Source organism: Streptomyces phaeofaciens (assembly GCF_014648915.1).
Classification (GTDB): Bacteria; Actinomycetota; Actinomycetes; order Streptomycetales; family Streptomycetaceae; genus Streptomyces; species Streptomyces phaeofaciens.
The window spans coordinates 172950-186193 of record NZ_BMSA01000013.1 but is presented as its reverse complement, the minus strand read 5'-3'; the positions used below and the strand labels follow the sequence as shown (position 1 = coordinate 186193).

The following is a 13244-nucleotide window of genomic DNA, read 5'->3' as shown; positions in this document are numbered from 1 at the left end:
CATGGTGTACGAACACGAGATGCCGTCGCAGCGGGAAGGGTGAGGGGCATGACTGAGACCACAACGGTGCGTCGCAGTCGCATCACGCCCGAGCGTGAGGCCGAGCTGTACGAGGCCGTGCTCGACCTGCTGCGCGAGGTCGGCTACGACGCCCTCACCATGGACGCCGTCGCCGCCCGCACCCGATCCAGCAAGGCCACGCTCTACCGCCAGTGGGGCGGCAAGGCCGACCTGGTCGTGAAGGCTCTGCGACACACCAAGCCGGACCACACCGACCTGATCGACACCGGCTCCCTCCGCGGTGACCTGCACGCCCTCGTGATGCTCGAGGACGACTGCACCATCGAGCAGAACTCCGCGCTGATGCGGGGCATCGCCATGGCGATGCACAACAACCCGGACCTGCGCCAGGCGTTCCGGGCGCAGCTCGTGGAGCCCGAGATGAACGGGTTCCACCAGGTGGTCCAGCGCGCCGTCGACCGGGGAGAGATCCGCCCGGACTGTCCCGCGCTGGAGTTCGTCCTGCACATGATGGTCGGCGGCTTCATCACCCGGGCCCTGCTCGACGACCAGCCGCCCACGCAGGCCTTCATGCGTTCGTACCTCGACGCCGTGGTCCTCCCCGCCCTCGGCGCGCCCACCTCCTGAGACACCCGACCGTCCCCACGGTCCGCCCATCCTGACGTCACCGCTCACGTCGTCGGGCCGATCACCCCTGCCTCCCCGCCGGGTTGGTCACCCCTGCCCTGAACCACACACGACCTGACCGGGAGTACGCCTCCGTGGCCACGTTCCTCTACAAACTCGGCCGGCTCGCCTTCCGGCGACGGCACTTCGTCGCCCTGATCTGGGTGGCGCTGCTGACGCTCGCGGGCGTCGGCGCCGCCTCCGCACCCGCCGCCGGCAACTCGTCCTTCTCCATTCCGGGTACGGAGGCGCAGAAGGCCTTCGACCTCCTCGAACAGCGCTTCCCGGGCATGAGCGCCGACGGCGCCACCGCCCGCGTCGTCTTCAAGGCGCCCGACGGCGAGAAGATGACGGACGCCGCCAACAAGGCCACCGTCGAGAAGACGGTCAAGGAGCTGTCGGACGGCTCCGAGGTCGCCTCCGTCGCCGACCCCTACGAGGGCAACGCCGTCAGCAAGGACGGCACGATCGCGTACGCGTCCGTGAGCTACAAGGTCTCCGGCATGGAGCTGGAGGACTCCTCGCGCGAGGCGCTCGAGACGGCCGCCGACGAGGCACGGGACGCGGGACTGACCGTCGAGGTCGGCGGTGACGCGCTCCAGACGACGCCGGAGACCGGCGCCACGGAGATCATCGGCATCGCGGTCGCCGCGGTGGTCCTGGTCATCACCTTCGGCTCGCTCCTGGCGGCCGGTCTGCCCCTGCTGACCGCGATCGTCGGCGTGGGTATCGGTGTCTCGACCATCGCGGCCCTGGCCAGCGCCCTGGACCTCGGCTCCACGACATCCACCCTGGCGTCCATGATCGGCCTGGCGGTCGGCATCGACTACGCCCTGTTCATCGTCTCCCGCTACCGCGGAGAGCTCGCCGAGGGCCGCACCCGCGAGGACGCGGCGGGCCGCGCGGTCGGCACCGCGGGCTCCGCGGTCGTCTTCGCCGGCCTCACGGTCGTCATCGCGCTGGTCGGCCTCTCCGTCGTCAACATCCCGATGCTGACGAAGATGGGCGTCGCGGCCGCCGGCACGGTGGTCATCGCGGTCCTGATCGCCCTGACCATGATCCCCGCCCTGCTCGGCTACGCGGGCCGCCGGGTGCGCCCGGCGGGCGAGAAGAGCAAGCTGCTCGGCGGCGGCCGCGCCAAGTCCGCCGAGAAGGCCGCCCGCCCCAACATGGGCACCCGCTGGGCCAGCTTCGTCGTACGCCGTCCGGTCGCCGTGCTCCTGCTGGGCGTGATCGGCCTGGGCGCCGCGGCCATCCCGGCCACCTCCCTGGAACTGGGTCTCCCGGACGACGGTTCGCAGCCGACGGCCACCACCCAGCGCAAGGCGTACGACCTGCTGTCGGACGGTTTCGGCCCCGGCTTCAACGGTCCGCTGATGATCGTCGTCGACGCCCAGGGCAGCGACGACCCGCAGGCCGCGTTCACCGAGGTCGGCGATGAGATCAAGGGCCTGAAGGACGTCGTCACCGTCACTCCGGCGGCCCCCAACAAGGCCGGCGACACGGCGACCATCACGGTGATCCCGGACTCCAAGCCGTCGTCCGTCTCGACCGAGGACCTGGTCCACGCGATCCGCGACAAGGGCACCGAGATCAAGGCCGGCACGGACGCCGAGGTGCTGGTCACCGGCTCCACGGCGATGAACATCGACGTGTCGCAGAAGCTCAACGACGCGCTGATCCCGTACCTGATCCTGGTGGTCGGCCTCGCCTTCCTGCTCCTGATCGTGGTCTTCCGCTCGATCCTGGTCCCGCTGAAGGCGGCCCTCGGCTTCCTGCTGAGCGTGATGGCGGCGCTCGGCGCGGTCGTCGCGGTCTTCCAGTGGGGCTGGCTGTCCGGCCTGCTGGGCGTCGAGGAGACCGGCCCCGTCATGTCGATGATGCCGATCTTCATGGTCGGCGTGGTCTTCGGCCTCGCGATGGACTACGAGGTGTTCCTCGTGACCCGGATGCGGGAGGCGTACGTCCACGGCGAGAAGCCGGCGCAGGCCGTGGTGACGGGCTTCCGGCACGGCGCGCGGGTGGTCACGGCCGCGGCGGTGATCATGATGGCCGTCTTCGCCGGATTCATCGGCTCCAGCGAGTCCATGATCAAGATGATCGGCTTCGGACTGGCCGTCGCCGTCTTCTTCGACGCGTTCGTGGTGCGGATGGCGATCGTCCCGGCGGTCCTGGCACTGCTGGGCAAGCGGGCCTGGTGGCTGCCGAAGTGGCTGGACCGCGCCCTGCCCAACGTGGACGTCGAGGGCGAGGGACTGCGCACGTCGTCCGACGCCGACGACGACCGCGAGCTGGTCCGCGCCTGACGCGCGAGACCGACTGAAAGACCGCCGGTGAGGGCTCCGTGGGGACGGGGCGCCCTCACCGGCACTTTTTTCTCTGTGACGCACTTTCGGGTGAGGCCGCGCCCGGCGCACCCCGAAGAGGGCGACCATGACGGTGATTCGGCGCATTCAGGTCATGGATGGACATTACATCCGACTGTCACCGGAATATGGAGGATTTGTAACGGGCGGCGTCACCGCCCCCGTGTGGCGGACCTGATGGGCAAATGTGGGTTGTGCGACCGAATGGTCACAACTCGCAACAAACAAGGAGATCTTGTGTCCGTTTCCGCTGTTTCCGCCCGTCGTCTCGCCGCCGCGGTCCTCGCCGCCGCAGCCGTGACCGGGGCGGCGGCCCTGCCGGCGTCGGCCGCCGACGCGCGTCCGCACCGGCAGATCGTGAAGATCAGCGCCGTGCAGTACGACGCCCCGGGCCGGTACGACCGCTCCGCCCGCTCCCTGAACAAGGAGTGGGTCGAGCTGACCAACACCACCCGCCAGACGGTCAACCTCCGCGGGTGGACCCTCTCGGACGAGGACGGCGACAGCTACACCTTCCGCCGCTTCTACCTGGCCCCGCGCGCCACCGTCCGCATCCACACGGGTGAGGGCCGTGACACCAGCACGGACCTGTACCAGGACCGCAGCCGTGAGGTGTGGGACAACCGCTCCGACACCGCCACCCTGCGCAACGACCGCGACCGCCTCGTCGACGAGGAGTCCTGGGGCAACGACCGCCGCCACGGCGGCTGGGACCGTCGTGACGGCGACGACCGCCGTCACGGCCACGGCGACTCGGACCGCCGTCACGGTCACGACGACTCGGACCGCCGCCACGGTCACGACGACTCGGACCGCCGCCACGGCCACGACGGCCGCGACCGCCACTGACGTCTCAACGCCCGACGGCGCGCCCACCCCTTCGCGGGGTGGGCGCGCCGTCCTGTTGGTGGGCCGGGTCAGTTGGTGAAGGCCATGTACTTCCAGGCGCCGTGGGTCGTGGAGTTGACGCTGTCGCCGGAGGACCCGTTGATGTACGACGAGCGCATCCGGGCGCGGATGCCGGACTCGCCCGGCGCCTCCAGGCTCACGGCCGACTTGCCGTTGGTGGCCAGGGCGAAGTACTCGGACCCGGAGTCGTACCAGGAGCCCTGGTAGTAGACCTGGAGCTGGAACCGCTGCTTGCGGCCCGCGTAGTAGTTCATGGTCGTGGTGAACACCGGGTCGGTGTTCTTGCGGAAGTAGTAGTACGTCGTGGAGCCGATCTTCCCCGTCCTGTAGTGCTTGGAGACGGTGGTGGAGACCTTGGCCAGCGCGTACGCGGTCGACTTCGCGGTCTTGGCGGCGGAGCGGGCGTCACCCGCGAAGACGGCGGTGACCGTGGTGTCCCGGGTCATGTCGACGACCGCCGACAGATTGCCCTGGGAGTTCACCTTGGCGCTCTTGAGCAGCTTCTTCGGCTTGTCGGAGCCGAAGGGGTCCGCGTAGATCGCGACCGTGCGGTTCTTGTACGTCGAGCCGAGGTGCGCGGTGAACGTGACGTCCTTGCCGTACGCGTACAGCTTGCCGTTGTTCGTCAGGGTGAGCGTGGTCGCCTTGCGGGAGACCTCCACCGCGTCGGCGCCCGAGGCGGCCGCGTGGGTCGCGTCGCCCGCGAAGGACACCTTGTAGGTGACCTTGCCGCCGGCCGGCGGGGTGTCCGCGAAGGAGAAGCTGCCGTCCGCCTTCGTGGTGACGGCGGGCAGCGTCCTGCCGCTCGGCGACTCGACGTCCGTCCGGGTGACCTTGAGGGCGGTGCCCGCAGGGAGCGCCGTCCTGGACGTCAGCTTGCCGGTGACGGTGAGCTTCTTGGCGCGCTCCGCCTTCGCCGGGGCCGCCACCGTGAGCTTCGGCAGCTCCTTGGTGGGGTCGGTCAGGGTGCGCAGGGTGTACGTGCCGTACGTGTTCACGGAGACCGCGAACACCCGGCTGCTGTCCGGCGCCCAGGCCAGCGCGCCGTCCACCAGGGTGTCGGAGCCGCTGCTGTTGCCGGTGTTGGGGAAGTCGTACTCCCGCACCGGCGTCGTCTCGCCCGGCCGGTGGATGTGGACGTCCGGCTCGTACCAGGAGGAGCTGCCGCCCGCGACGCTGCCGTCGGGCGCGATCCGCACCGCGTTCGGGTACGCGTCGATCGGGTAACTCGCCACCTCGTTCAGGTCGGTGGTCGAGTAGGCGGGCAGGCCGTAGCCGTTGCCGGTGCCGTCCCACGAGGTGAGGACCCGGCTGCCGTCGGGCGTGAGGTCCAGCTGCTTCACGGACGTGTCCATGCTGCCCTTGACCCGCAGCGTGGCGCCGTCGGCCGTGACGTCGTACACGGCGAGCCCGCCGCCGGTGCCCGCCACCAGGACGCCCGGGGCGGACGGGTCGGAGCCCAGCAGGGTGGTGCCGCCGAAGAAGTCGACGTCCCCGCGCTGGTGGAGCCGGACGACGGGCTCGGCGCCGGAGACGTCGAGCGAGCCGAAGTCGGTGCCGTAGCCGAACCAGATCCGGCCGTCCACGACCTCGAGGTCGACGGGCGCCGCGCCCACCGGGTAGCTCGCGGTCTCGGTGTACGTCCCCGTCTCCACGGAGACGATCCGGTTGCCGTTCTTCACGGCCGCGTAGACCTGTCCCGAGTCGGCGGACAGCGCGAGGCCGGACACGCCGGACAGGCCGGTGAGCGTCGCCTTCACGGTCCCCGCGTAGTCGGTGACGACGATCTTGCCGCTGGTCGGGTCGGAGACGTAGACCCGCTGGTGGGCGCCGTCGACGACCAGGTCGCCGACCGAGGTCACCGGAAGGGTCTTGGCGGAGTCGGCCGCGGCGACCCCCGCCGAGCCCGCGGCGATGGCCACGGAGCTGAAGACGACCGCGAGCGTGGTCGCGGTCGAGATGCTGCGCCTGCGCACAGTGATGTGAACCCCCAGATGGAAGCCCGGTGTCCGCCGGGCGAGTCGAAGGAGCGGCATCCCCCCTCGCGCCCGCGTCGGGGCGCGCGAACGCCGCTGAGCGGCAGCGTATGGCATGCCAGTGACAATGCTGAAGCGGGTTTGCCGCCGGGGTCCGTGGATCCGGGGGGACGGTCCGGATGTGTGGGAAGGGTGTGGCTCATGTGATTGAATTAGAAACAATTCGGCCGGGTGGCTAGATCTGGTCACTCCGGACCGCTCGGCCCCCTCGCCCCGTGCCCCAGGGAAGGGACCGCATGAACGCCACCGTCTCCGACTTCTACTACGGAGCCGTGACGCCCATCGCCGCGTATGTGATGGCCTGCCTCGGCGCGGGACTGGGCCTGCGGTGCACCACCCGTTCCCTGCGCCGGACCCGGGGCGGCCACCGGGCCGGCTGGCTGATGCTGGGCGCCGTCTCCCTCGGCTGCGGCATCTGGGCCATGCACTTCATCGCCATGATCGGCTTCAGCGTCCAGGGCGCGCTGGTCAGCTACGACCCCGCGATGACCCTGCTCAGCCTCGCGGTGGCGATCGCCGTCGTCGCCGTCGGCGTCTTCCTCGTCGGCTACCGGGGCGTCGCGCCGCTGAACCTCGGCATCGCCGGCACCGTCACCGGACTCGGCGTGGCGGCCATGCACTACCTCGGCATGGCGGCCATGCAGACCCACGGCACCCTGCACTACTCCGTGCCGACCGTCGTCACGTCCATGGTGATCGCCGTCGTCGCCGCCACCGCGGCCCTGTGGGCGGCCGTCTCCATCCACGGGCTCTGGTCCAGCCTGGGCGCCAGCCTCGTGATGGGCATCGCCGTGACCGGCATGCACTACACCGGCATGGCCGCCGTCTCGGTCCACCTCACCAGCCAGACCGAGGTCGCGCAGTCCTCGGCGAGCCTGCTGTCGTTCCTCCTGGTCATGCTCGTCGGCCCGCTGTCGGTGCTGCTGATCGCCGGCGTCATCGTCATGTTCGACCCCGACATGATGCTCGGGGACGACGAGCGGGAGGCCCCGGAGACCCTGGCGGTCCCGGTCTTCTCGACCGAACCGGTAATCGAGTCGCCTGCGCCCTACACGCACCACTAGCGTGCGTCCATGACGACAGGCGCGCACCCCCGCTTCACCCAGGCCCTGGAGGCCCTCGGACTCGACGACGTGCCGCCGCGCGTCCGCCGCTTCCCCGACGCGACCAGGACCGCCGCCGAGGCCGCCGCCGCGATCGGCTGCGAGCTGAGCCAGATCTGCAAGTCGCTGATCTTCGCGGCGGACGGGGAGCCGGTGCTGGTCCTCATGGACGGCGCGTCCCGGGTCGACGTCGAGCTGGTGCGCAGGGAACTCGGCGCCGAACGCGTCACCCGGGCCGCCGCCGACGTCGTACGCGAGACCACCGGGTACGCGATCGGGGGCGTCCCGCCGTTCGGGCACCGCACCCGCACCCGCGTCCTCGCCGACCGCGCGCTGCTCGCGCACGACGAGGTGTGGGCCGCGGCCGGCGACCCGCACGCCGTGTTCCCCATGGAACCCCAGGCCCTCGTCGCCCACGCCGCCGCGACGCTCGTGGACGTGCGCGAGCGCACTTCGTGACGCCGCTGGTCGCCACGGCCGTCCTGCTCGCCGCGGTCACCCACGCCGGCTGGAACGCCATCGCCCACCGGATCACCGACAAACTCGTCGGCTTCACGCTGATCTCGGGCGGCGGGATGCTGATCGGGCTCGCGCTGCTGCCGTTCACCCGGCTCCCGGCGGCCGACGCGTGGCCGTACCTGCTCGGCTCCGCCGTCATCCACATCGTGTACCAGTCCCTGCTGATGCTGGCCTTCCGGCTGGGCGACTTCGGCCAGGCGTACCCCATCGCGCGCGGCTCCGCGCCCCTCGTCGTCACCGCCCTGGCCGCCGTGTTCGCCCACGAGGTGCCCGACGGCTGGGCCGCCGCCGGCATCGCGCTGTCCTGTGCCGGGCTGACCGGCGTCGCCCTGTGGGGACTGCGCGGGCGCCGGCCCGACTGGGCGGCGATCGGCGCCGCCCTGGCGACCGGGCTGACCATCGCCGCGTACACCGTCGTCGACGGGCTCGGCGTCCGCGCCGCCGGTTCCCCGCTCGGCTACATCGCCTGGCTGATGGCCCTTCAGGGCGCCGCCATCCCGGCGTACGCGGTCACCCGCCTGCGGGGCGAAACCCTCGCGCGGCTGCGCCCGTTCGCCGCCCTCGGCCTGTTCGGCGCGGCGCTCTCCGTCGCCGCCTACGCCCTCGTCCTGTGGGCCCAGACCCGCGCCGAACTGGCCCCCGTCGCCGCCCTGCGCGAGTCGTCGATCATCGTCGGAGCGGCGATCGGGGCCCTGTTCTTCAAGGAGCGCTTCGGCGCACCCCGCATCGCCGCGGCCGTGCTGCTCGTGGCCGGCATCGGGCTGATGCTGCGGGCGGGGTGACAGCGCCTGGGGGCCCTCCGAAGATCGGAGAGACGCCCCCTAGGGCCGGACGTACGGGCGGGTCATGATCTCCATGTTGTGGCCGTCCGGGTCGGTGAAGTACGCGCCCCGGCCGCCGAACAGGCGGTTGATCCGGCCGGGTTCGGTGTGCGAGGGGTCGGCGTGGTAGGTGACCCCCGCCGCCTCCAGCCGGGCGATCATCCCGTCGAACTCCTCCTCGGGCACGAGGAAGGCGTAGTGCTGGGACTGGATCGGTTCGTCGCGCTTCTCGTAGTAGTCGAGCGTCACCCCGTTGCCGAGGTCGACGGGGAGGAAGGGGCCGAAGGGGGCACCGACCTCCAGGCCGAGGATCCCGGCGAGGAACTCGGCCGAGCGGCGGCGGTCGTGCGCGTAGACGGCGGTGTGGTCGAGCTGGGCGATCGTGGTCATCTGAGGGGTTCTCCGTGTCCCGGTGGCATTCCTGAGCTGTAGGAAGGGAAGACGCGGAGGAACGGCGGGGCTCGCGCCCGCCTCGGGCTCACGCCGAGGCCGGGCGCCTCACTCGTGCGTGGCCCATGGCCGACCCGGCAGTCACCCGGCCGACGCTAGTGCGCGGCGCGGAGCCGTGGCAACGGGGTTTTCCGCCAGGGGTGCCGGCCGACTGGGTGCGGGGGCGCGTCCGGAGGCGCACCCTGGAAGCAGGTGTTCCGGAGGTGATCGTCATGATGCACACCACTGTGGGATGGCATGTCGAGCTGGAGTTCAAGGAGGACGGCCGGCACACGGACGCGGCCGCTCTGGTCCGCTTGCCCGACGGCAGCGAGATCCGGGCGCACGGTCATGCCGTCCGCCACCAGATCGACTCCGACCAGCCGAGAGTCGGCGAGGAGATCGCCGGCGCCCGCGCCCTGAACGAGATCGCCATGCGGCTGCTCACCAAGGCGCACACGGAGATCGACGAGGCGTCGGGGCGGACGTCGCATTCCATCAACGTCTGAGGCGCTGCCGCGGGCGGGCCGGACGGCCGCCACCGGGCCGCGGGCCCGTTCAGCGGGCTGCGGCCGCCGCGGCCGTCCGTACCGCCCGCAGCAGTGCCTGCGCCCGCGGGTCCGCCGTCACGCTCGTCCGGAAGCCGTTGGTGACATAGCCGAACGCGAGGCCGGACTCCGGGTCGGCGAGGCCGAGGGCGCCGCCGCGGCCCGGGTGGCCGAAGGAGGTGGGGGACAGCAGCGGGGAGGCGGCGCCGTGCAGCATGGGCCCGAGGCCGAACCGGGTGTGCACCACGAGCACCCGGTCCGCGCCGGCGGACCGCTCGCCCCGGGCCAGCTCCGCCGTCTCCGGGGTGAACAGCCGTGTCCCGCCGTCCACTTCGCCGATGAGTGAGGCGTAGAAGCGGGCGAGGCCGTCGGCGGTCGCGATGCCGTTGGAGGCGGGCAGGACGGCGGCCCGGTAGCCCGGGTCGTTCTCGTCGGGCAGCGGGGTGATCGCGGCGAAGGCGCGCCGGGTGAGGGAGTCCGGGTCGGCGTAGGCGTCGGCGACGGACTGCTTGGGCCGGGTCCTGAGGGTCCCGGTCTGCGCCGGCGCGTCGATCTGGCCCACGCGCCCCACCCGGGCGCGCCGCGCCGCCGGGAGTCCGACCCAGAGGTCGGCGTCGAGCGGTCCGGCGATCTCGTCGGCGATCCACTCGCCGACGGTCCGCCCGGTGATCCGCCGCACCAGCTCGCCCGTCAGCCAGCTGTACGTCTGCGCGTGGTAGCCGTGGCCCGTGCCCGGCTCCCAGGCCGGTGCCTGCGCGGCGACGGCCGCGGCGCCGAGGTCGGGGTCGGCGGCCTCGGCGGGCGTCAGCGGCCGGTCCAGCACGGGCACGCCCGCCCGGTGGGCGAGCAGATGCCATACGAGGGTCCGCTCCTTGCCTGCCGCCTTGTACTCGGGCCAGTACGAGCCCACCGGCGCGTCCAGGTCCAGTTCGCCGCGCTGGTGCAGCAGGAGGAGGACGGCGGCGGCGACGCCCTTGGTGGCGGACCGCACGATCTGCGCGGTGCCGTGCTCCCAGGGCGCGGTGCCGTCGACGTCCCGGGTGCCGCCCCACAGGTCCACGACGCGGTGCCCGTCCCGGTAGACGGCCACGGCCGCGCCCCGGTCCCCGAGCACCTCGAAGTTCCGCGCGAACGCCTCCCGGACCGGCTCGAAGCCCTCGGCCACCGCACCGTGCACGTCCACGCCCGCACGCCCTTTCGTCTCGCCTTCGACTCCAGGGGAACACGCCCGTGAAGCCTGCGATTCCTGCGTCCGGTCAGCCCAGGAGGATCGTTACATCGATGTTGCCGCGGGTGGCGTTCGAGTACGGGCACACCTCGTGCGCCGCGTCGACCAGCTTCGCGGCGAGGTCCGCGTCGAGGACGGGGAGGGAGACGCTGAGGGCGACGGCGAGCCCGTACCCCTTGGTCCGGTTCGGTCCGATGCCGACCTTCGCGGCGACCGTGGAGCCGGTCAGGTCGTAGCCGGCCCGGTTGCCGACGAGGATCAGCGCGTTGTGGAAGCAGGAGCTGTAGCCGGCCGCGAAGAGCTGTTCCGGGTTGGTGCCGTTGCCGTCCCCGCCCATGGCCGGCGGCATCGCCACTTTCAGCTTGATCTGCCCGTCCTGGCTGGTCACGAAGCCGTCGCGACCGCCGTGCGCGGTGGCCTCGGCGACGTACATGATCTTCGTCGGACGGGTGTCGACGGTCTCGGCTGCGGCGGCTTCTGTCACGGCGGTACCTCCCCCAGGATGTTCACAATTACATCGTGCACAAGGTACCGGCCGGTAGGGATGTGCTCCATGGCCAGGGGGGTGGTAACCGCGGGTAACCTCGTGTGAGGGGCGGTGGCGTGGGGGACTACCCAGCGCCGGGCGTCAGTGCGCCCGGTCCGCCGCGCCGTGCGCCCTCTCCGCGAGCTGCCACAGCTCCTCGCGCAACCGCGCGACCTCCGCGCCCGCCAGCTCCGTCGCCGCGAGCAGCGCGCCGGGGACACGCTCCGCGCGCCCCTTCAGCTCCTCGCCGCGCCCGGTGCACGCCACGAGCACCGAGCGCTCGTCCCGTGCGGAGCGCTCCCGGCGCACCAGCCCCGCCGCCTCCAGCCGCTTCAACAGCGGCGACACCGTGCCGTAGTCGAGCCGCAGCGCGGCCGCCAGCTCCTTGACGGTCGTCTCGCCGCGCTCCCACAGCACCAGCAGCACGAGGTACTGCGGATAGGTCAGGCCGAGTTCGTCGAGGAGCGGGCGGTAGGCGGACGTCACCGCGCGCTGCGCCGCGTACAGCGCGAAGCACAGCTGGTCGTCGAGCCGCAGTGAGCCGTCGGTCTCCTGGTTCGTCACGCGCCCATTGTCGCGGTGCGCGGGTCGAATCCGAAGGGCAGCTCGAGCCGATGCGCGCGCATCAGCGTCTCGTCGGCGAGCAGCTCGCCCGTGCGCCCGTCCGCCGCGATCACGCCGTCGCTCAGGATCAGGGCGCGCGGGCACAGTTCGAGCGCGTACGGCAGGTCGTGCGTGACCATCAGGACGGTGACGTCCAACGAGCGCAGGATGTCGGCGAGTTCGCGGCGGGAGGCGGGGTCGAGGTTGGACGACGGCTCGTCCAGGACGAGGATCTCCGGCTCCATGGCGAGCACGGTCGCGACGGCGACCCGGCGGCGCTGCCCGAAGGAGAGATGGTGCGGTGGGCGGTCCTTGAACTCCGCCATCCCGACCTGCGCGAGCGCGCGGTCCACCCGCTCCTCCAGCTCGGCGCCCTTCATCCCGGCCGCGGCCGGCCCGAAGGCGACGTCCTCGCGGACCGTCGGCATGAACAGCTGGTCGTCCGGGTCCTGGAAGACGATGCCGACCTTGCGCCGGATCTCCGCCATGTGCCGCTTGCCGACGGGCAGTCCGGCGACCGTCACCGCGCCGGTGCCGCCGCCCAGGATGCCGTTCAGGTGCAGGACGAGGGTCGTCTTGCCGGCGCCGTTCGGTCCGAGCAGCGCGACCCGCTCCCCGCGCGCGATCGAGAAGTCCACGCCGAACAGGGCCTGATGGCCGTCGGGGTAGGCGAAGGCGAGGCCGGAGACCTCCAGGGAAGCAGTGCTCACAGGATCCATCCCACCATGCAGACGACCAGGGCGGCGACCGGCAGGGCGAAGGCGTACGACCACTGCGCCCGGGTCGCGGTCACCTCGTCGATCACCGGCATCGAACCGGCGTACCCCCTGCTGACCATGGCCAGGTGCACCCGCTCGCCGCGCTCGTAGGAGCGGATGAACAGGGCGCCCGCCGACTTCGCGAGCACTCCCCAGTGGCGTACGCCGCGCGCCTCGAACCCGCGTGACTCGCGGGCGATCCGCATGCGCCGCATCTCGTCCGTGATGAGGTCGCCGTAGCGGATCATGAAGGAGGCGATCTGCACCAGCAGCGGGGGCAGCCTCAGGCGCTGGAGGCCCAGCAGGAGGGCGCGCAGCTCGGTGGTGGCGGCCAGCAGTACGGAGGCGGCGACGCCCAGGGTGCCCTTGGCGAGGACGTTCCAGGCGCCCCAGAGGCCGTTGACGCTCAGGGACAGCCCGAGGACGTCCACCCGCTCGCCCTCCGCCACGAACGGCATCAGCACCGCGAACGCCACGAACGGCACCTCGATCAGCAGCCGCTTCAGCAGAAAACCGGCCGGCACGCGCGCGCGGTGCGCGACGACGGCGAGCAGCAGCGCGTACAGGCCGAACGCCCACATCGCCTCCCGCGGCGTCGACACGACGACGACCACGAAGGCGAAGGTGGCGGCCAGCTTGGTGTGCGGCGGCAGGGTGTGCACCGGTGAATGCCCGTGCCGGTACAACCGGTGCGCGTGTCCCGCTCCCATG

The 13244-nt window shown here is 71.7% G+C and carries 14 protein-coding genes; 7 read left to right on the top strand and 7 right to left on the bottom strand.

What is annotated here, in order from left to right:
- The first annotated feature begins 48 nt into the window (after nucleotides 1-48).
- The 3 genes from IE275_RS22585 to IE275_RS22575 all read left to right on the top strand — a co-directional run bounded on the left by IE275_RS22585 (nucleotide 49) and on the right by IE275_RS22575 (nucleotide 3902).
- Nucleotides 49-648: a TetR/AcrR family transcriptional regulator gene (locus tag IE275_RS22585; RefSeq protein WP_189713171.1), complete on the top strand. Its 600-nt coding sequence runs from the start codon at nucleotides 49-51 to the stop codon at nucleotides 646-648.
- A gap of 134 nt (nucleotides 649-782) precedes the next feature.
- Entirely contained in the window at nucleotides 783-2993 is a 2211-nt protein-coding gene (locus IE275_RS22580) for an MMPL family transporter (protein ID WP_189713170.1), read from the top strand.
- Nucleotides 2994-3290: 297 nt separating this feature from the next.
- The gene (locus IE275_RS22575; RefSeq protein ID WP_373299275.1) at nucleotides 3291-3902 is read left to right on the top strand and encodes a lamin tail domain-containing protein; all 612 of its coding nucleotides are present in this window, start codon (nucleotides 3291-3293) and stop codon (nucleotides 3900-3902) included.
- A gap of 68 nt (nucleotides 3903-3970) precedes the next feature.
- Here the strand turns inward: IE275_RS22575 and IE275_RS22570 are convergent, their stop codons facing one another.
- A complete protein-coding gene (locus IE275_RS22570) occupies nucleotides 3971-5938 on the bottom strand; it encodes a YncE family protein (RefSeq protein WP_189713168.1) in 1968 nt (655 codons plus the stop codon).
- A 296-nt stretch (nucleotides 5939-6234) separates the two neighbouring features.
- Between IE275_RS22570 and IE275_RS22565 the strand changes: the two genes are divergently transcribed.
- Genes IE275_RS22565 through IE275_RS22555 form a run of 3 tightly spaced genes read left to right on the top strand, consistent with a single transcriptional unit; the run spans nucleotide 6235 to nucleotide 8402 of the window.
- Nucleotides 6235-7062 (top strand): MHYT domain-containing protein, encoded by an 828-nt coding sequence (locus IE275_RS22565; RefSeq protein ID WP_189713167.1) that lies wholly within the window; start codon nucleotides 6235-6237, stop codon nucleotides 7060-7062.
- Nucleotides 7063-7071: 9 nt separating this feature from the next.
- A complete protein-coding gene (locus tag IE275_RS22560; protein ID WP_189713166.1) occupies nucleotides 7072-7560 on the top strand; it encodes a YbaK/EbsC family protein in 489 nt (162 codons plus the stop codon).
- The gene (locus IE275_RS22555; RefSeq protein ID WP_189713165.1) at nucleotides 7557-8402 is read left to right on the top strand and encodes an EamA family transporter; all 846 of its coding nucleotides are present in this window, start codon (nucleotides 7557-7559) and stop codon (nucleotides 8400-8402) included. Before IE275_RS22560 ends, IE275_RS22555 begins: the two co-directional genes overlap by 4 nt.
- Nucleotides 8403-8441: 39 nt before the next feature.
- Here IE275_RS22555 and IE275_RS22550 read toward each other — a convergent pair whose 3' ends face one another.
- Entirely contained in the window at nucleotides 8442-8831 is a 390-nt protein-coding gene (locus IE275_RS22550; RefSeq protein ID WP_189713164.1) for a VOC family protein, read from the bottom strand.
- Nucleotides 8832-9103: 272 nt separating this feature from the next.
- Between IE275_RS22550 and IE275_RS22545 the strand changes: the two genes are divergently transcribed.
- The gene (locus tag IE275_RS22545) at nucleotides 9104-9379 is read left to right on the top strand and encodes a DUF1876 domain-containing protein (RefSeq protein WP_189713163.1); all 276 of its coding nucleotides are present in this window, start codon (nucleotides 9104-9106) and stop codon (nucleotides 9377-9379) included.
- A gap of 49 nt (nucleotides 9380-9428) precedes the next feature.
- Here the strand turns inward: IE275_RS22545 and IE275_RS22540 are convergent, their stop codons facing one another.
- The 5 genes from IE275_RS22540 to cbiQ form a co-directional block, all read right to left on the bottom strand.
- Nucleotides 9429-10601, bottom strand: a complete 1173-nt coding sequence (locus IE275_RS22540; RefSeq protein ID WP_189713162.1) for a serine hydrolase domain-containing protein — start codon at nucleotides 10599-10601, stop codon at nucleotides 9429-9431.
- Between the two features lie 73 nt (nucleotides 10602-10674).
- Nucleotides 10675-11079: an organic hydroperoxide resistance protein gene (locus IE275_RS22535; RefSeq protein WP_194539873.1), complete on the bottom strand. Its 405-nt coding sequence runs from the start codon at nucleotides 11077-11079 to the stop codon at nucleotides 10675-10677.
- 195 nt (nucleotides 11080-11274) lie between these two features.
- Entirely contained in the window at nucleotides 11275-11736 is a 462-nt protein-coding gene (locus IE275_RS22530; RefSeq protein WP_189713160.1) for a MarR family winged helix-turn-helix transcriptional regulator, read from the bottom strand.
- Complete coding sequence (locus IE275_RS22525; RefSeq protein ID WP_189713159.1) at nucleotides 11733-12494, bottom strand: energy-coupling factor ABC transporter ATP-binding protein; 762 nt, start codon at nucleotides 12492-12494, stop codon at nucleotides 11733-11735. The genes IE275_RS22530 and IE275_RS22525 overlap by 4 nt, the downstream gene beginning before the upstream one ends.
- Nucleotides 12482-13243 (bottom strand): cobalt ECF transporter T component CbiQ, encoded by a 762-nt coding sequence (gene cbiQ, locus IE275_RS22520; protein WP_189713158.1) that lies wholly within the window; start codon nucleotides 13241-13243, stop codon nucleotides 12482-12484. Before cbiQ ends, IE275_RS22525 begins: the two co-directional genes overlap by 13 nt.
- Nucleotide 13244 lies beyond the last annotated feature (1 nt).